This window comes from Faecalibacterium sp. Marseille-Q3530 (assembly GCF_017377625.1).
In the GTDB taxonomy this organism is placed as follows: Bacteria; Bacillota; Clostridia; order Oscillospirales; family Ruminococcaceae; genus Faecalibacterium; species Faecalibacterium prausnitzii_E.
On the sequence record NZ_JAFREH010000010.1, the window covers coordinates 49255 to 66612 of the forward strand.

Consider the following 17358-nt stretch of genomic DNA (forward strand, 5'->3'; position numbering starts at 1 on the left):
ATACAGCTGCCGGAATGGTCCATCAACAAGACCCGTCAACAGAAACTGCTGACGGGTCTTGTTCAGGAACAACAGGTCACTTTACGGATTCGAGGAACCGCACGAAGCCTGCACGGCCTGCTTCGTCCAGCTTGTAGACACCGGCATCGGTCAGGACCTCGGCGAAGACATGGCCGACCTCGTCCTGCAGGATGAGGTGGACCGTATCAGCGTTCAGCTCCGGGTGCCGGGCGAGGATCTCCTCGGCCCAGGCGGCGTGTTTTTGCAGGGCTTCGGGGTAGTCGGCCGTGGGCACATGCGCGGTCAGCAGATCGGCCAGATCGAACAGCTCCTGCTTCAGGCGGCTGGGCAGCACGGCCAGCCCCATGACCTCGATGAGGCCGATGTTCTCCTTTTTGATGTGGTGGAGCTTGGCGTGGGGGTGGTAGACGCCAAGCGGGTGTTCCGGCGTGGTGATGTTGTTGCGGAGCACGAGGTCCAGCTGGAATCTGCCGTCCCGCATCCGGGCGATGGGGGTAATGGTGTTGTGCGGCTCACCGTCGGTCTCAGCGTAGACGAAGCAGGATTCGTCGGTGTAGCCGCGCCATGCGGTCAGAATCTTGTCCGCCAGGTCCACCAGACGGCCATCGTCCTCGCAGGTCAGGCGGATGCAGCTCATGGGCCAGTGGACGATGCCGGCTTCGACATCCTCATAGCCGGGGAAGGTCCAGCTCCTCTCGATGGGAGCTTTGGCCATGGCGAACTCATAGTGGCCGCCCTGGAAGTGGTCGTGGCTCAGGATGGAGCCGCCCACGATGGGCAGGTCGGCGTTGCTGCCCACGAAGTAGTGCGGGAACAGTGCTACGAAGTCCAGCAGCTTGCGGAAGGTAGCCCGCTCGATCTTCATGGGGGTGTGCTGGCTGTTGAACACGATGCAGTGCTCGTTGTAGTAGACGTAGGGGCTGTATTGCAGATTCCACGCGCTGTCGTTGATGGTCAGCGGGATGATGCGGTGATTCTCGCGGGCGGGGTGGTTCATCCGGCCCGCATAGCCCTCGTTCTCCACGCAGAGCTGGCATTTGGGGTAGGCGCTCTGGGGGGCCAGCTTGGCGGCGGCGATGGCCTTGGGGTCTTTTTCGGGCTTGGAGAGGTTGATGGTGATGTCCAAATCGCCGTAGGGCGTTTTGGTGACCCACTTCAGGTCCCGCTTGATGCGGTAGCGGCGGATGTAGTCGGTGTCCTGGCTGAACTTGTAGAACCAGTCGGTGGCAGCCTGGGGGCCTTCCTCCTCGTACCGCTCCTCAAAGTTGGCGCGGACGATGGAGGGGCGCGGGGTCAGGACGCCCATGAGTTTGGTGTCAAAGAGGTCGCGGGCGGTGGAGTTGTCCGCGCACACACCGCGCGATACAGCATCGTCCACCAGCGTTTTCAGGATGGATTCGAGGTCTTTGTAGCAGACTTCGCCCTCCGGCTCGGTGAAACTGTCCAGCTGCATGGTCATGAGCAGCTGGTTGCGGATGTAAATTGCATCGTCCGGCAGGATGAGGCCGGTGTCCAGACCATAGTTGACGAGCTGCTGAATGGCAGTGGAGATCACAGGACAGCGCCTCCTTCCGGGCGGATGGAGAGGATGTGGCAGCGGCCCTTGCCGAGGATGGCCTCCATCTCAGCCTTGAAGGAATCGAGCCGGGTCAGCGGTACAAAAGCCTGCACAGTGCCTGCGAAGCCGCCGCCGTGGACGCGGACTGCGCCCTCGCCGTGCAGGAAGTGCTTGGCGGCAGCGATGGTCACGGCCACCTCCTGATGCTCCTTATACCCGGCGGGGATGACGTTCTGCAGGTACTCCCAGCTGCTCAGACCGGACTCAGTGACCAGCGCAAGGAAGGTCTCGAAGTCGTCCGCGCGGAGGGCGTCCACCTGCTTTGCGACCCGGTCGTTGTCGGCGTAGACGTGGAAAGCGCGCAGAACGGCACGGTCGCCGCATTGTCTGCGGCACTCCGGCAGTTTGGAAAGGAAGGTCTCGAACGGCACATCGCGCAAAACTTCGCCGCCGCAGACCGCTGCCACGGCGCGGCAGTCGGCCGGGATGGCGGCATACTCGTCGGTCAGGTCGGCGTGGTCTGCACCGGAATCCAGGATGCAGAGCGCGAGGCCGGCCTTGGAGAAATCGACCTGTACAGGCTCGACCACGGGGTGGGCCGGGTCGGCAAAGTCGATGGTGATGATGTTGCCGACGCTGGAAGCCATCTGGTCCATCAGGCCGCAGGGCTTGCCGAAGTAGACGTTCTCTGCCCACTGGCCGATCTGGGCAATGGCGATGGGGGAGACCTTTTCGGTCATGAAGCAGTCGTTCAGGATGACGCCGATCAGCACCTCGAAGGCGGCAGAGGACGAGACGCCGCTGCCCTTGGGCACGTTGGAGGAGATGTAGACGTCCAGACCGGAGAGGCTGGCCCCGCGCTCCTGGAAGGCCTTGCACTCGCCGCGCAGGATGGCGGCGCTGGTGTTTTCCTCTTCCTTGCGGGCCGTCAGGTCGGCCAGGTCGATGACGCACAGGTCGTAGCCCTCGCTCTGGACGCGCAGCTGGTTCAGGCGGTTGGGGGCGGCGGCTGCGATCATGTCAATGTTGACGCTGCCAGCCAGCACACGGCCGTGCTGGTGGTCGGTGTGGTTGCCGCCGATCTCGGTGCGGCCGGGGGCACTGTACAGCCCGGCCTCGGTGTGGGCACCAAACGTTTTTTCCAGCCCGTCCAGCACAGCAGCGTAGCGGGCTGCCTGTGCGGGGGTCTGTTCGGGGGCGCAGCAGTACAGCGAGGCCAGACGCTCGGTGTGGGCGCCGCCTGCCAGCTCCTGCTTCCAGACAGAAACGGATTTCATCATGGCGAGTTCCTCCTCTGAACAAATCGTGCAAACTTCGTCACAGCCCATGCGGCGGGCCGTGGGATTCTTTCGATACTCCTATAATAAAGAATCTGTGCCCAAAAGACCATGCGTTATTGTTGCATCTGAATGCAAAGTTGCCAGAAAATCCGGCACAAAATTTGTGCAGAAATTCCTGCAACAGAGCTGAAAAAATCCTCCAAACCGGAAAAGCATTGGCCACAACCCACAAAGAACGGTCGGCTGCGGGTCGATCAGGGCCAGAGTTCCGATATGGAGGATTGGATTTTGCCGGCGGGTCAGTGAAAGTCCGGGCCGGTGAGGCCGTCGAGATTCAGCATCCCTTCCAGTGCGGCCACATCGGCGGAGACGTCCAGCGCGTCGGACTGGAACAGCTTATCCAGCTGGTTTTCGAAGGCCGTGATGAGCAGGTCCATCGAGCGCTCGATGCTCTGCCTGGCGTCGGTGATGTTCTCGCCCTGCACATCCTGCGCCGAGAGCTGGGCGTAGGTGTTCAGCAGTTTGAGGGCCGTGGGCAGGTAGTAATCCATGAACTTTTGCAGCTGGGCCTTTTTATCCGGGTCTTTCTTGGCCAGAGCAAAGATGCGGGCGCTGAGCTCTTCCAGCCGGGAGATCTTGGCCGTCATCACCGGGTCGGGGATGGCATCGTTGGCGCGGCGCAGCTGCTGTTGAAGGGAGGCGTACAGGTCTTCCGCTTCCGGCTCCGGCTGCGGGGCCTTGGGCGGCTGGGGTGCGGCTCCGCGCACGACAAGGGTGTCGGTGCGGTAGTCGATGTAGGCATCGGCCCCGAAATAGCCGTGGTCGATGGCGTGTTCCACCGCAGCGCGGCCACGGACTGCGTCGATGCCGACCGCCGCGAACAACTCGCCCAGCGCGATATTGTCCCGGTCGCCGACGATCTTGTCGAGCTTGCGTTCCAGCTTGCGGGCGCGGTCCATCCGCAGGCCGGTGAAGAGGGCTGCGCCGCCGCCGATGGTCTGGGCCAGCGCCGTCAGCAGCTCACCCCAGTCGATCTCATGGTCCCAGCAGAGCTCCTCCATGACATCGGCCAGGTCGCCGATGCCCACCAGCAGGAAGATGGCACCGAAGATGGTGCACAGGGTGGTGAGAGTCTTGTGCCACTGCTTGGCGCTCTTCTGCTCCGCAGTGGGGACATCTTGGTCGGAGACCATCTCACTGCGCTGGCCGGAGGCGGCGCTCTGTGCGGTGCGGGCGTCCTCTGCGTGGCTGTCGCGGGCGGGGTCGGCGTTGGTCTGCTCCTTTTTCTCGGCATCCCGGTCGATGGCGCGCAGGATGAAGAACAGGATGCCCAGCCACGGCGACATGGCGAACAACACCAGCAGAAGGATGGTGGGGAGATGGGCAAGGAAATGGTTGCTGCGTTTTGGCTCCATGGGGCAAATTCCTCCTAAAATGAAAAGAACCGTGTTCCACCTTATTATAGCGGAACGCGGCTCTTTTGTTAAGGGATAATTTATCTGGGAGTAAACGCCTTATTTCATCAGGCTGCAAACAGCTTCGGCATACGCGGCGGGATCATCCACAGGCAGGCCCTCGATGAGCTGTGCCTGTGCATAGAGCAGGTCGCTGTATTTCTTGAGCTTTTCGGTGTCGCCGGCCTCCTGTGCGGCCTTGAGCACGGCGAAGACGGGGTGATGGATGTTCAGCTCCAGCACCTTGTCGCTCTTGACGCCCTCGCTGCCGGGCTGCTTGGAGAGGACCTTCTCCATCTCGATGGAGAGCGGGCCGTCTGCGGAGAGGCAGACCGGGTGATCCTTCAGGCGGGTGGAGACCTTGACCTCCTTGACCTTGCCGTCCAGTGCATCCTTCATGGCATCGAACAGGGGCTTGTTCTCGGCGGTGGCATCCTCGGCGGCCTTCTTCTCGTCCTCGGTCTCAAGGCCCAGGTCGCCGCTGTTGACGTTCTTGAACTCAACGGTGCCGTCCTTGCCCTCGGCATCCTTGCGGGGATAGGTGCGCAGGATCTGCAGGCAGAACTCATCCACATCCTCGGTCAGCAGCAGCACGTCGTAGCCCTTGTCCAGCACCAGCTCAGCGGCGGGGAGCTTGGCCAGACGGTCGGTGGAGTCACCGGCTGCAAAGTAGATGAACTTCTGCTCAGCGGGCATCTTGTCCACATACTCCTGCAAAGTGACCATCTTCTGCTCCTTGGCAGACCAGAACAGCAGCAGGTCGCGCAGCAGCTCGCCGTGCATCCCGTAATCGGAGTAGGCGCCGAACTTGATCTGGCGGCCGAACTCCTTCCAGAAAGCTTCGTACTTCTCGCGGTCGTTGGTCAGCATGGCGTGGAGCTCGTTCTTGATCTTCTTTTCCAGTGCGTTGTGGATCAGCTTGAGCTGGTTGTCCTTTTGCAGCATCTCACGGCTGATGTTCAGGCTCAGGTCCTGGCTGTCCACAATGCCCTTGACGAAGCTGAAGTAATCGGGCAGCAGGTCGCCGCACTTTTCCATGATGAGCACACCGGAAGCGTAGAGTGCCAGACCCTTTTCGTAGTCCTTGGTGTAGAAGTCGTAGGGGCGGTGGCTGGGCACAAAGAGCAGGGCGTTGTAGTTCGCGGTGCCCTCGGTGCGGCTGACGATGACGCGGGCGGGGTCGGTATAGTCGTTGAACTTATCCTTGTAGAAGGCGGCGTACTCTTCGTCGGAGACTTCGCTCTTCTGCTTCTTCCAGATGGGCACCATGCTGTTCAGGGTCTCCAGCTCGGTGTAGGTCTCCCACTCCGGCTTGTAGTCATCGGGCTTGGGGTCCGGTTCGGGCTTCTGGCGGCTCTTCTCGCGCTCCATCTGGATGGGATAGCGCACATAGTCGCTGTACTTCTTGACAATGGCCGCGATGCCATATTCATCGAGGAAGTTCTCGTAGTTGTCGGTGTCGGTGCTGGGCTTGATGTGCAGGATGATGTCGGTGCCCACGGTGTCCTTTTCGGCCGGGTTCATCTCGTAGCCGTCCGCACCGCTGGATTCCCACTGCCAAGCCTGGTCTGCGCCGTAAGCTTTGGAGATGACAGTGACCTTGTCGGCCACCATGAAGGCCGAGTAGAAACCGACGCCGAACTGGCCGATGATGTCGATGTTCTCGTCCTTGTTCTCTTTCTTGAAGTCGAGCGAGCCGGAGTGGGCGATGGTGCCGAGGTTGGACTCCAGCTCTTCCTTGGTCATGCCGATGCCGTTATCGGAGACGGTCAGGGTGCGGCTGTCCTTGTCGCGGGTGAGCAGGATGCGGAAATCGCCTTTGTTCATGCCGACGGAGGTGTCGGTCAGGCTCTTATAATACAGCTTGTCGATGGCGTCCGAAGCGTTGGAGATCAGCTCACGCAGGAAGATCTCCTTGTTGGTGTAGATGGAGTTGATCATCATGTCCATCAGCTTTTTGCTTTCCGCCTGAAATTCTTTCTTCGCCATAATACAAAACCTCTTTTGTTCAGATTCGGTGCCAGAAAGCCGGAGTTCGGGATGACGGCTTAGCACTCATAACTTTCGAGTGCTAATATACACCGCTTCGCATCAAAAATCAAGGGGTTTCATAAAAAGTTCAGAAATGTTTACGGTTCTCTTTGCATTCCGGCTCCAAACCCATTATAATAGTCCCGACAAAGTCGGAAAGGATGACTTCGATGCAGTTTGAAATGTGTGCGCTTCCCGGTGGAGGGAAGCTGGAACTTTATCTGCGCAGCCCGGCTCCGGCCATGCCGAACGCGCTGCGCCGTCCGCTGGTGCTGGTGGTGCCCGGCGGCGGGTACGAACACGTCAGTGCCCGCGAGGCCGACCCGGTGGCGCTGCAGTTTGCAGCGGCAGGGTATCACGCCGCCGTGCTGACCTACAGCGTGGGCGAGGGGGCACGGGATCACCAGCCGCTGCGCCAGCTCCGCGCGGCCATCGGGCTGCTGCGGCAGAACGCAGAACGCTGGGGCATCCTGCCGGACCGGATCGCCGTTTGCGGCTTTTCGGCGGGCGGGCACCTGGCGCTGTCCGGTGCGGTGCTCGACTGCCCCGGCGAGGCGGCAGACCGCAGCCGGAAGCCGGATGCCGTGCTGCTGGCCTACCCGGTCATCACGGCGGGGGAGTATGCCCACCGGGGCAGTTTCGTGCAGCTTTCGGGCAGCGAAGACCGGGCGGAGCACCAGAGATTTGGGCTGGAAGGAAAGATCACGCCGGATACACCGCCGGTCTTCGTCTGGCACACGATGGAGGACGCCACCGTCCCGGTGGAAAACACCCTGCTCCTCCTTGCAGCGCTGCGGAAGAACCATGTTCCCTGTGAGGCGCATCTGTTCGAGAAGGGGGTCCACGGCACCAGCATCTCCACCGCAGAGGTGGATGCCGCCAGCGCCCACCGCGCCCATTGGGTGCAGCTGGCGGTGGAATGGCTGAACGACACCTTCGACTTCCATCTGGAATAAACTGGATTTGTACAGTTCTACAAAAAATTCATGAAAAAATAGTTGACCTGCAACAAATTTTAGCGTATACTGGTCAGCGAAAACAAACGCCGGGCACACCGCCCGGAAGGAAGAGGGAACATTTATGGCAATGCGGCCGGAAATTTCTGTCAAGAACCTGATGATGCAGGCATTCCTGACGGGCTGGGAGCTCTCCGACAAGAGCATCTCGCAGGATGAATATCTTCAGAGCGCCATTCAGGTGATCGAGGTGCTCCAGGTGGAGCCGGAGAGCCTTTATGCCGAGGAGGGCCTCGGCCTGCCGGACGGCGAAGAGGTGGACCATCTGGACGACCTGCTCCGGGCAGACGGCCAGTGGATCTATTACGGCGTCGAGGCAGAGAACTTCTTCCTCATCCAGTGGTATCCGGATGTGGAGTCCGCCAAGGCCAAGCTCGCGGAGCTGGACGCCATGGGCGACGGCAGCCGGCAGTATCTGGTGGACATGAGCCTGAAGCGCGAGAACCCCAGCAGCGCCGAGAACTTCGGCAATTCCAACCCCGTCCAGCTCCGCTCCTGATGTTGATTTTTAAGAGGAAAGGGACCCCAAGCAATGCAGCTTTCTCAGACTGAACGTGAGCAGCTTTACGCCATTCTGGAACAGTACGACCAACATCCCAAAGTGCAGGAGATGCGGGAGTTCATCCAGCATGGCGATGTGACCACCTACCAGCACTGCAAGAATGTGGTGCTGGTCAGCTTCTGGCTCAACCGCCGCTTCCATCTGGGTGCCGACGAGACCGCGCTGGCGGTGGGCGGCTTTCTGCACGATTTCTACCTGTACGACTGGCACAAGACGAGCAGCTTCCATGGCATCCGCCGCCTGTTTGAGATGCACGGCTTTTCGCACCCCGGCTCGGCCTGCGTGAATGCGGAGCACTACTTCCACATCACGAAGAAGGAGCAGGACATCATCCAGAGCCACATGTGGCCGCTGACCTTCCGGCATGTGCCCACCTGCCGCGAAGCCATCATCGTCTGCCTGGCCGATAAGTATTGCGCTGTGGTGGAGAGCATGTTCCGCCGCGCCAAAGTCGCCACCACTGTGGGTGCGGATGGGGCCGACGACACCGAGTGGTAAAATAGAAAACCCTCTCAGTCTCACTTCGTTCACCAGCTCCCCCGAAAGGGGGAGCTTTTCTTGTGCCGTAAAATACAGCACAAGACCTCGCCCATCGGGAGAGGTGGCATTGCGAAGCAATGACGGAGAGGGTCTTTCTTTTTCAGCGACTTATTCCGACCGCAGGGCCTTGACGGGGTCGGAACGGGAAGCGCCCTTGGCGGGGATGAAGCCGCCGAGGATGGTCAGCACGGTGGCCAGAACGATCAGCACAAGGGCTGCGTTCAGCGGCAGGCGGGCGACCACGTTGGTGCCGTTGGAGATCTTCTGGATGAGCATGTTGCCGGGGATGAGCAGGATCTCGCTCAGCACGACGCCCATCACGCCGGAGCACAGACCGATGATGAAGGTCTCGGCGTTGAACACCTCGGAGATGTTCCGCTTGGACGCGCCGATGGCACGCAGGATGCCGATCTCCTTGCGGCGTTCAAGCACGCTGATATAGGTGATGACGCCGATCATGATGGACGAGACCACCAGCGAGATGGAGACGAAGGCGACCAGCATGTTGGAGATCATGTTGATGATCTCGGTCACGGAGGTCATCAGGGTGCCGACGACGTCGGTGTACTGGATGACCTTGTCGTCCGCGCCCTGGGACCGCATGTTGTCGTTATAGGCGTCGAGCTTGGCCACGACGGACGCCTTGTGGTCAAAGTCCTGCGGATAGATCTTGATCTGGCTGGGGGCGTCGAGGTCGGCATAGCCCAGCGTCTGCAGGTTGCTGTCGTAGGTGGCGGTGGAGGAGAGCATGGCCGACTTCATCAGGTCGGTCAGGTCGTCCTCGCTCATGTTGAACTGGATGGCCTTCTGGAAGGCTGTGGCGTCGATCTTCAGCGCGCTCTCCATCTGGCTGCCCAGCTGGGAGAAGCTCTGCTGCATCTGACCCTGGATGTTCTGGCTCATCTGGGTCATCAGCTTGGTCATGGCCGTCTGCATCGCGCTGCCCAGCTGGGTTTGCAGCGTCTCGGAGATCTGGGACGAGTAGCTTTCCATGAGGGTGGACATCGCCGTCTGCATGGCCTCCGAGAACTGGGCCTGCAGGGCGTCCTGGTCGAACAGTTCGCCCATGGCGTCGTTCATCAGGGTCTTGAAAGCATCACTCTTGAGGTACTGGGAGAAGCTGATCTTGTTCAGGTTCAGGATGCCGTTCCCGATGACATAGTCCTTGTAGCCGACCAGAACCTTCTGGGCCAGCTCCTGCATCTTGTCTTCGGAGACGGAAAGGTCCATGTTGGCAAAGAGGTCGGTCAGGGTGCTCATGTCAAGATCAGGCGTTTCGGTCAGATCCAGATCCAGCTGGAAATCGTCGGGGTCGAGCAGCGAGCCGAGATCGACCGAACCGTTGTCCAAATCGAATGCACCGCTGAGGTCGAAATTCAGCTTGCTGGTGTCGAACTGGAAGGCGCTCTTGAGCATGTCGGTGTCGATGCGGAACAGGCTGCTCATATCAAAGGCGGAAGCGTCTTCGGTGCCGAAGGGTTCGCCGTTCATCACATTGATGGCAGGGGAGGCCAGCTGGTCTTGGACCATCTGAGAATCGGCTGCGGCGGCGATGACGTGCTGGGTGAGGGCGGCCGGATAGGCGATGCCGGAGGACAGCATGGAAGCAGAGGCATCCTCTTTGGGCTGCACGACGCCCACCACGGTCAGGGCCTCGCTGGATGCGACAAGGCTCTTCATGAAGTCCTTGTCGTCGGACTTGTCCACCCAGGCATTGTGGTCGTCGTCGCGCAGATAGCGGTCGGCCGCGTTGACCAGTTTGAACTGGATGCCGATGAAATCGCTGTACCGATAGGTCTTGAAGTCGGTGGGGACATCGACGTTCTGGTTCTGGGCGAACTGCTGGATCATCTTGTCCAGCTCGGCGCTGTCCCGCAGGCCGAGGGCATACAGCGCATAGTCGGTGATGGTGCCGTCGGCACCCAGCACGGCAACGCATTCGTTGTACTTCTCCGGCCAGCGGCCCGCTTTGACTTCGTACTGGGAGTTGTAGAGTTCATCGCTTTCGGGCAGCTGATAGAACACGCTGGTGTTCATCATGGAGGACATCATGCTGTTGGTGGAGCTTGTGGAGCTGATGCCCAGGCTGGCGAGGGAGGAATCCGGGTTCACCTGACGGATGGAGCCATCGGCGTCTTCCCGGTAGATCTGGGGCTGTACATTGTAAGAATACTCGATGGAGGTGGCATCCTCGGCAATGGTGCAGTCGTCGCTTTCGAGATAGGTCTTGAGGGACTTCAGGTCGTTGGAGGTGATGCCTGCCACCATCTGGGTGATGAGCTGCCGCACCGGGACCATCCCTTCCTCGGCGGTCGTGCCGGAAGCGGACGCCGGCGAGCCGGAGGTGAGCATCGAGGTCAGGTCCATGCCGCTGCTGAGAATTTGCAGCGGATATTCGGACAGGGTGGAGCGTTCGGTATCGTCGATATACTGGTTGACGCCTGCCGACAGGGAGATGATGAGCGCAATGCCGATGATGCCGATGGAACCGGCAAAGGCCGTGAGCAGGGTGCGGGCCTTTTTGGTCAGCAGATTGTTGAAGCTCAGGCTCAGCGAGGTGAGGGGAGACATGGACGAGCGGCCCATGCTCTTGTGCACCGGCGGGGCAAGCTGGGCGGTGTCCGGCTCGAAGGGGTCGGTGTCGGAGCGGATGACGCCGTCCTTCAGCTGGACGATGCGGGTGGCGTACTGGTGGGCCAGCTCCGGGTTGTGGGTGACCATGACGACGAGGCGGTCTTTGGCCACTTCCTTCAGCAGCTCCATGACCTGGATGCTGGTCTCGCTGTCCAGTGCGCCGGTGGGCTCGTCGGCCAGCAGGATGTCCGGGTTGTTGACAAGGGCGCGGGCGATGGCCACCCGCTGCATCTGGCCGCCGGACATCTCGGTGGGGTGCTTGTGCAGCTGGTTGCCCAGACCCACTTTCTGCAGCGCCTCGGTGGCCCGGCGGCGGCGCTCGGCACCCGATATACCGGAGATGGTCAGTGCCAGCTCCACGTTGGCCAGCACAGTCTGGTGGGGGATGAGGTTGTAGCTCTGGAACACGAAGCCGATGGTGTGGTTGCGGTAGGAGTCCCAGTCGCGGTCGGTGTACTTTTTGGTGGAGATGCCGTTGATGATGAGGTCGCCGCTGTCGTACCGGTCCAGACCGCCGATGATGTTCAGCAGGGTGGTCTTGCCGGAGCCGCTGGGGCCAAGGATGGCGACGAACTCGCAGTCGCGGAGGTTCAGGCTGACCTTGTCAAGGGCTGTCTGGACCAGGTCGCCGGTCTTGTACTGCTTGTGGATCTTTTTGAGTTGAAGCATGGATTCTGCCTTTCTGCAAACACGGCTGAGGGGAGTGCCAAAGCCGCCGGAACAAAAATATCACTTTATTTTATCAGAAAAATGTGAACAAATCGTGGCATCCCGACGGCTCCCGACAGGGGAAGTTCTGGAAGATAAGAGAAAATTACGGTCCCTTGCTTTTGGGCGGAAAAGGTGGTATTCTTGACAAAGAAAAGCAGTTTCCATCGGCTTTTCTCTGGCGAAAAAACGCGAGGTGAACCGGGCAGAGCAAACACCAAAACGACACATTTTGACGCTTTTTAGGGGATTGCATCTCTCTGTGCTGCTCTATAAAATAGGAATGAAAAGCCATAGACCGGAAGATTATGGCAACCACAGCAGCAAGGAGGAGTCTTTTATGGAACGAACGTATACCCCGCTGATCCGGCAGTTCTCGTCGATCAAGGGCTATCAGGCCGCGTATACGCTGGTCTACGCGCTGGATGCGTCAGAAGGCGGCTGCCACCTGACGCTGGACCGGAAGGGCGAGCGGGAACAGCAGGTCAGCGAGTTTGTTCCGCTGCATCCGGAGGCAGGCTACCGGCTGCTGCAATATCTGTGTGAAAATGCCGTGCAGCCGGAGATCTGGGGCGATGTGATCGCAGACTGGCTCCCGGTGCTGGAAGCAGAGCAGAACGGAGGTGCCGCAGGTGCCCGGTGAGCGGGATGCGGAGAACCTGCGCGTCGCTCTGATGAGCTACGACGACCGGGAACTCCGCATCCGGAAGTTTTATCTGGAAGAGCAGAGCACCATCATCCGATGCACCTGCTTCCAGAGCGGGGAGCCTGTCCTGCAGGCGCTGCGGCAGGAGCGGTGTTTTGATGTGCTGGTGCTGAGCAGCCAGCTGGAGGATATGGACAGCCTGACCTTCCTCGAAAAGCTCAACCGCCTGCCCAGCCACCCGCCGCTCCTGTTGCAGGGCGACGGCTGGGCCGACGACATCACCGCCGCCCACCTGCAGCCGGGCAGCCGCTTTTACGGCGTCGGGCACGACCATCTGCGGGATCTTCTGCGGGGGCTGCTGGGCGTCCCCGGCCGGAACTCGATGCAGATCGAGCGGTTCTGCACCCACCTGTACGAGCTGTGGAAGCTCCCGCAGCCGGATACCAATTGCGAATACCTCACGCTGGCGGTACAGATCGCCTGTTCAGCCGATGGAAAACTGGCGCTTCGCAAAGAAATCTTGCAGGGCGTCGCGGAACAATATCACATCACGGTGGCCGCTGTGGACAGCGGCCTGCGCCGTCTGGTCGAAGGGCTGGAGACACGGCACCCGGTGGAATGGGAGCACTTCAAGGTGGAAAACGGCCTGACCGGGCTCAAAGTCACCACCGGCAGGCTGGTCTACTCGCTGCAGCAGACCGTGCTGCGGCGCGGCATCATCGTGCGGGAACAGCGGTAAGGAGGAACGGTGGATATGTGCAGGCAGGACGAAGCGGGATTTCCGCAAAAACAGTTGGAAACAGCGTTTCTGCACTCACTGCGCCTGCTGGAACAGAACCGGGAATATTTACAGATGCACTTACAGCCGCTGCAGGATGCCCGAACGGCTCAGGCGCTGGAGGACATGGAGCAGGAAGCAGCCCGGCTGGAACGGACGTTCCGGGAGTTGATGGAGCTTTCGGCTCCGGAGGAACCGGTGCAGAAGCGACCGGTGGACCTGTGCCGCCTGCTGGCACAGCTGGAAGGGCTGCGCGGCGAGATCGACGCCCAGAGCAGCACGAAGCTCACCGTAGACTGCGGCGGGCTGGAGCAGTGCCTTGTCTGGGGCGACCGGGAAATGGCCGAACAGATCTGCTTCCACCTGCTTTCGAACGCCCTGCGTGCCGCCGCACCCGGCGGGAACATCCAGGTGTGTCTGCGGCAGACCGGGCAGGACATCCGCCTGACCATCGAGGACGATGGCTGCGGCCTGCCGGAAGGGGAGGGCTGGCTCGAAAACCGCCGCCGCTTTCTGGGCGGTGCGCAGGCGGGGCTGCTACTCTGCCGCCGGTATTGCCGCCAGCTGGGCTGGGCGCTTGCCCTGCTGCCCCGCACACCGCAGGGCGTCCGGGCAGAGCTGACACTGCCGCTGCCCACCCGGCCGTTCCCCATCGAAACGACGGTCGAGTTCCGCTCGCAGCCGTCCCACCCGGACGAGCACAGCACCACCGCGCTGCAGCATCAGCTCCGCCGCGAGCTGTATCTGCTCACCCGCAGGCACTCAGGGAATTGACCGCAGATTCCAAAGCCGTCCTGGGGCGGCTGCTGGACAAGGCTGTAGAAGAATATCTTGCAATGTGATCATGAACGCGCTGCGCATCGGGCGGGGTGGACTGCCCACCGATGCGCAGCGCGTTTTGTCTGCCAAAATCCACTCTCAGTAAAGAATCTTAGCTGTTTTATGGAAAAATACGGCCGAAAGTTCCGTGAAATTAACAAAATGTTTAACTTTATGAGCGGAAAATACTATTTTTTGCGTGTAAAATAGGGAACACTAATTGATTGTTTTCGCAGTTTTGAGTATAATACAACTGTATGCGAGTCCTGCAGATGATTCGCTAACGAACTACTTTTCGGGCAGAGGACGGCAGAGCGGCCCCTGCCCGAAAACTGGCAGGAAGTTCCTTCAGGAGGAAAGAAAAACGTGAGAGTAGGTCTTGACATCGGCAGTACCACCATCAAGTGCGTGGTGCTGGATGAACACGATTCGATTTTATATTCGACATATGAACGTCATTACAGCCATATCCTGGAAAAGGCGCAGGAGCTGCTGCGCCGGATCGACGCCGAGCAGCTGCACGGTCAGAAGGCGCTGCTGAGCATTTCCGGCTCGGCGGGCATGGGCCTGGCAGACAGCTGCGGTGTGCCCTTCGTGCAGGAGGTGTTCTCCACCCGCGTGGCGGTCAAGCGGTTCGTTCCCGCAACGGACTGCGTCATCGAGCTGGGCGGTGAGGACGCGAAGATCCTGTTCCTGACCAACGGCACCGAAGTCCGCATGAACGGCAGCTGCGCCGGCGGCACCGGTGCGTTCATCGACCAGATGGCCACTCTGCTGAAGATGAGCGCTGACGAGATGAACAAAGCCGCCGAAAAGGCTGAGCGCACCTACACCATCGCTTCCCGCTGCGGCGTGTTCGCCAAGAGCGATGTGCAGCCCCTCATCAATCAGGGTGCCCGCACCGAGGACATCGCCGCCAGCATCTACAAGGCGGTCGTCAACCAGACCATTGCCGGTCTGGCACAGGGCCGCCCCATCCAGGGCAACATCCTCTACCTCGGCGGCCCGCTGACCTTCAGCACCGTGCTGCGCAAGAGCTTCGACGAGGCGCTGGGCGTCACCGGCACCTGCCCGGAGAACAGCCTGCTGTATGTGGCACTGGGTGCGGCGCTCTATGCAGACAAAGAGTTCAACCTCTCCGAGGTGGCCGGGGCGCTGGATGAGTACGCCGCTACGGCGACCTACGCCAGTGAACCTCCGCTCTTCGCCAACAAGGAGGAGTACGAGGCTTTCCATGCCCGCCACATGTCCCACAGTGTGCCGCATGTGCCCTTCAGCGCACAGTGCGGCCCCGTGCACATCGGCATCGACTCCGGCTCCACCACCGTCAAGCTGGTGGTCGTGGACGAAAAGAGCCAGATCCTGTATACTAACTATCAGCCGAACCTCGGCAACCCGCTGCCCCTCATCAAAGAGCAGCTCATCAAGATCTATCAGGCACACCCCGGCCTGCATGTGGCCAGCGTGACCACCACCGGCTACGGCGAAGAGCTGGTCAAGAACGCCTTCCGCTGCGATTACGGTCTGGTGGAGACGGTGGCGCACTTTACAGCTGCCAAATACTTCATGCCCGATGTGGACTTCATCATCGACATCGGCGGCCAGGATATGAAGTGCTTCAAGATCGAGGATGGCGCCATCAGCAACATCTTCCTGAACGAAGCCTGTTCCTCCGGCTGCGGCAGCTTTTTGCAGACCTTCGCGCAGGCACTGGGCTATGATGTCAAGGAGTTCGCCGCGCTGGGCCTGTTTGCCGACCGCCCGGTGGACCTGGGCAGCCGCTGCACCGTCTTCATGAACAGCTCGGTGAAGCAGGCCCAGAAGGACGGCGCATCCATCCAGAACATCTCGGCCGGTCTGTCCATCAGCGTCGTCAAGAATGCGCTGTACAAGGTCATCCGTGCGTCCAGCCCCGAAGAGCTGGGCCGCAAGATCGTCGTGCAGGGCGGTACCTTCTACAACGAGGCCGTGCTCCGCGCCTTCGAGAAGGAGATGGGCGTCGAGGTCATCCGCCCCGACATCGCGGGCCTGATGGGCGCTTACGGTGCGGCGCTGTTCGGCCTGCGCCAGAGCGCCAGGAACCACAGAGAGACTTCCTCCGTGATGACGCTGGAGGAGCTGAAGAGCTTCGACCAGAAGGTCGTCAGCGTCAAGTGCGGCGGCTGCGGCAACCACTGCCAGCTCACCGTGAACACCTTCGCCGATGGCCGCAAGTTCATCTCCGGCAACCGCTGCGATAAGCCCGTGACCGGCAAGAGCGAGGACAACAGCCTGAATCTCTATGCCTACAAGCAGCAGCTTCTGGCAGGCTACAAGCCGGTGCCCGGCAAGCGCGGCTCCATCGGCATCCCGCTGTGCCTGAACATGTACGAGATGCTGCCGTTCTGGCACACCTTCTGGACCAGGCTCGGCTTTGCCGTTCACACCAGCCCGGTGTCCAGCCGCGGGCTGTATCTGGCTGGTCAGGCCACCATCCCCAGCGATACGGCCTGCTTCCCGGCCAAACTCAGCCACGGCCACATCAAGGCTCTGAGCCAGATGCAGCTGGACGCCATCTTCTACCCCTGCCTGACCTACAACTTCGACGAGGGGCTGGGTGATAACCACTATAACTGCCCGGTGGTCGCGTACTATCCGGAAGTTCTGGCCGGCAACTGCCCGGAGCTGGAAGGCAAGAAGTTCATCTATGATTACGTGGGCATCCATCGCCCGAAGGACTTCGTCCGCAAGATGGCCAAAGAGGTCCTCCCGCGCTACTTCGGTGGCATCTCTGAGAAGGAAGTGCAGGCCGCAGCAGACGCCGCCTACGCCGAGCACGAGGCCCACATGGCCCAGATCCGGGTCAAGGGCAGCGAGATCATCGACGAGGCCCGCCGACAGGGCAGGCGCATCATCGTGCTGGCCGGCCGCCCCTACCATGTGGACCCGGAGGTCAATCACGGCATCGACCACCTCATCACCCGCCACGGCGCTGCCGTCGTCACCGAGGACAGCATTTCGGACCGGGTGGAAAAGTTCCCCACCAGCGTCCTGAACCAGTGGACCTATCACAGCCGCCTGTATGCAGCGGCCAAGTACTGCACCACCCAGAAAGATATGGATCTGGTGCAGCTCGTCTCCTTCGGCTGCGGCGTCGATGCCATCACCACCGACGAGACCCGCGAGATCCTGCAGGAGGGCGGCAAGCTCTACACCCAGCTGAAGATCGACGAGATCACCAACCTGGGCGCGGTGAACATCCGCCTGCGCAGCCTGTTCGCGGCGCTGGATGAGCGGGACGAGGACCGGAAATAAAACCCTGACCTCTCAGG

12 protein-coding genes are annotated in these 17358 nt (G+C 60.7%); 7 read left to right on the top strand and 5 right to left on the bottom strand.

Features of this window, described 5'->3' with window-relative positions:
* Nucleotides 1-76: 76 nt before the first annotated feature.
* The 4 genes from galT to htpG all read right to left on the bottom strand — a co-directional run bounded on the left by galT (nucleotide 77) and on the right by htpG (nucleotide 6302).
* A complete protein-coding gene (gene galT, locus J3350_RS09415) occupies nucleotides 77-1576 on the bottom strand; it encodes a UDP-glucose--hexose-1-phosphate uridylyltransferase (protein WP_207686436.1) in 1500 nt (499 codons plus the stop codon).
* Nucleotides 1573-2859, bottom strand: a complete 1287-nt coding sequence (locus J3350_RS09420) for a galactokinase family protein (RefSeq protein ID WP_097793356.1) — start codon at nucleotides 2857-2859, stop codon at nucleotides 1573-1575. Before J3350_RS09420 ends, galT begins: the two co-directional genes overlap by 4 nt.
* 299 nt (nucleotides 2860-3158) lie before the next feature.
* A complete protein-coding gene (locus J3350_RS09425; RefSeq protein ID WP_207686437.1) occupies nucleotides 3159-4274 on the bottom strand; it encodes a 5-bromo-4-chloroindolyl phosphate hydrolysis family protein in 1116 nt (371 codons plus the stop codon).
* 99 nt (nucleotides 4275-4373) lie between these two features.
* Nucleotides 4374-6302 carry a molecular chaperone HtpG gene (gene htpG / locus J3350_RS09430; RefSeq protein WP_207686438.1) on the bottom strand — a complete coding sequence of 643 codons (1929 nt, stop codon included), beginning with the start codon at nucleotides 6300-6302 and terminating at the stop codon, nucleotides 4374-4376.
* Nucleotides 6303-6514: 212 nt separating this feature from the next.
* Here htpG and J3350_RS09435 point away from each other — a divergent pair, with 212 nt between their 5' ends.
* From J3350_RS09435 to J3350_RS09445, 3 genes are all read left to right on the top strand, one after another.
* On the top strand, nucleotides 6515-7300 hold the full coding sequence (locus J3350_RS09435) for an alpha/beta hydrolase (protein ID WP_207686439.1): 786 nt from the start codon (nucleotides 6515-6517) through the stop codon (nucleotides 7298-7300).
* Nucleotides 7301-7424: 124 nt separating this feature from the next.
* Nucleotides 7425-7859, top strand: coding sequence for a hypothetical protein (locus J3350_RS09440; RefSeq protein WP_223383534.1), 435 nt, complete (start codon nucleotides 7425-7427; stop codon nucleotides 7857-7859).
* A 33-nt stretch (nucleotides 7860-7892) separates the two neighbouring features.
* Complete coding sequence (locus J3350_RS09445; RefSeq protein ID WP_207686440.1) at nucleotides 7893-8420, top strand: HD domain-containing protein; 528 nt, start codon at nucleotides 7893-7895, stop codon at nucleotides 8418-8420.
* 150 nt (nucleotides 8421-8570) lie between these two features.
* Here the strand turns inward: J3350_RS09445 and J3350_RS09450 are convergent, their stop codons facing one another.
* Nucleotides 8571-11765, bottom strand: coding sequence for an ABC transporter ATP-binding protein/permease (locus J3350_RS09450; protein WP_207686441.1), 3195 nt, complete (start codon nucleotides 11763-11765; stop codon nucleotides 8571-8573).
* A gap of 379 nt (nucleotides 11766-12144) precedes the next feature.
* Between J3350_RS09450 and J3350_RS09455 the strand changes: the two genes are divergently transcribed.
* The 4 genes from J3350_RS09455 to J3350_RS09470 all read left to right on the top strand — a co-directional run bounded on the left by J3350_RS09455 (nucleotide 12145) and on the right by J3350_RS09470 (nucleotide 17341).
* Nucleotides 12145-12447 carry a hypothetical protein gene (locus J3350_RS09455; RefSeq protein ID WP_118552548.1) on the top strand — a complete coding sequence of 101 codons (303 nt, stop codon included), beginning with the start codon at nucleotides 12145-12147 and terminating at the stop codon, nucleotides 12445-12447.
* Nucleotides 12437-13189, top strand: a complete 753-nt coding sequence (locus J3350_RS09460; protein WP_207686442.1) for a response regulator — start codon at nucleotides 12437-12439, stop codon at nucleotides 13187-13189. The genes J3350_RS09455 and J3350_RS09460 overlap by 11 nt, the downstream gene beginning before the upstream one ends.
* A 15-nt stretch (nucleotides 13190-13204) precedes the next feature.
* On the top strand, nucleotides 13205-14002 hold the full coding sequence (locus J3350_RS09465; RefSeq protein WP_207686443.1) for a HAMP domain-containing sensor histidine kinase: 798 nt from the start codon (nucleotides 13205-13207) through the stop codon (nucleotides 14000-14002).
* Nucleotides 14003-14413: 411 nt separating this feature from the next.
* Complete coding sequence (locus tag J3350_RS09470) at nucleotides 14414-17341, top strand: acyl-CoA dehydratase activase (protein WP_207686444.1); 2928 nt, start codon at nucleotides 14414-14416, stop codon at nucleotides 17339-17341.
* Nucleotides 17342-17358: the final 17 nt, after the last annotated feature.

Coding starts and splice junctions, on each gene's coding strand:
- J3350_RS09445 (WP_207686440.1), top strand. CDS start 7,893: ATGCAGCTTTCTCAGACTGAACGTGAGCAGCTTTACGCCATTCTGGAA.
- J3350_RS09450 (WP_207686441.1), bottom strand. CDS start 11,765: ATGCTTCAACTCAAAAAGATCCACAAGCAGTACAAGACCGGCGACCTG.
- J3350_RS09435 (WP_207686439.1), top strand. CDS start 6,515: ATGCAGTTTGAAATGTGTGCGCTTCCCGGTGGAGGGAAGCTGGAACTT.
- J3350_RS09455 (WP_118552548.1), top strand. CDS start 12,145: ATGGAACGAACGTATACCCCGCTGATCCGGCAGTTCTCGTCGATCAAG.
- J3350_RS09425 (WP_207686437.1), bottom strand. CDS start 4,274: ATGGAGCCAAAACGCAGCAACCATTTCCTTGCCCATCTCCCCACCATC.
- J3350_RS09440 (WP_223383534.1), top strand. CDS start 7,425: ATGGCAATGCGGCCGGAAATTTCTGTCAAGAACCTGATGATGCAGGCA.
- J3350_RS09465 (WP_207686443.1), top strand. CDS start 13,205: ATGTGCAGGCAGGACGAAGCGGGATTTCCGCAAAAACAGTTGGAAACA.
- htpG (WP_207686438.1), bottom strand. CDS start 6,302: ATGGCGAAGAAAGAATTTCAGGCGGAAAGCAAAAAGCTGATGGACATG.
- J3350_RS09420 (WP_097793356.1), bottom strand. CDS start 2,859: ATGATGAAATCCGTTTCTGTCTGGAAGCAGGAGCTGGCAGGCGGCGCC.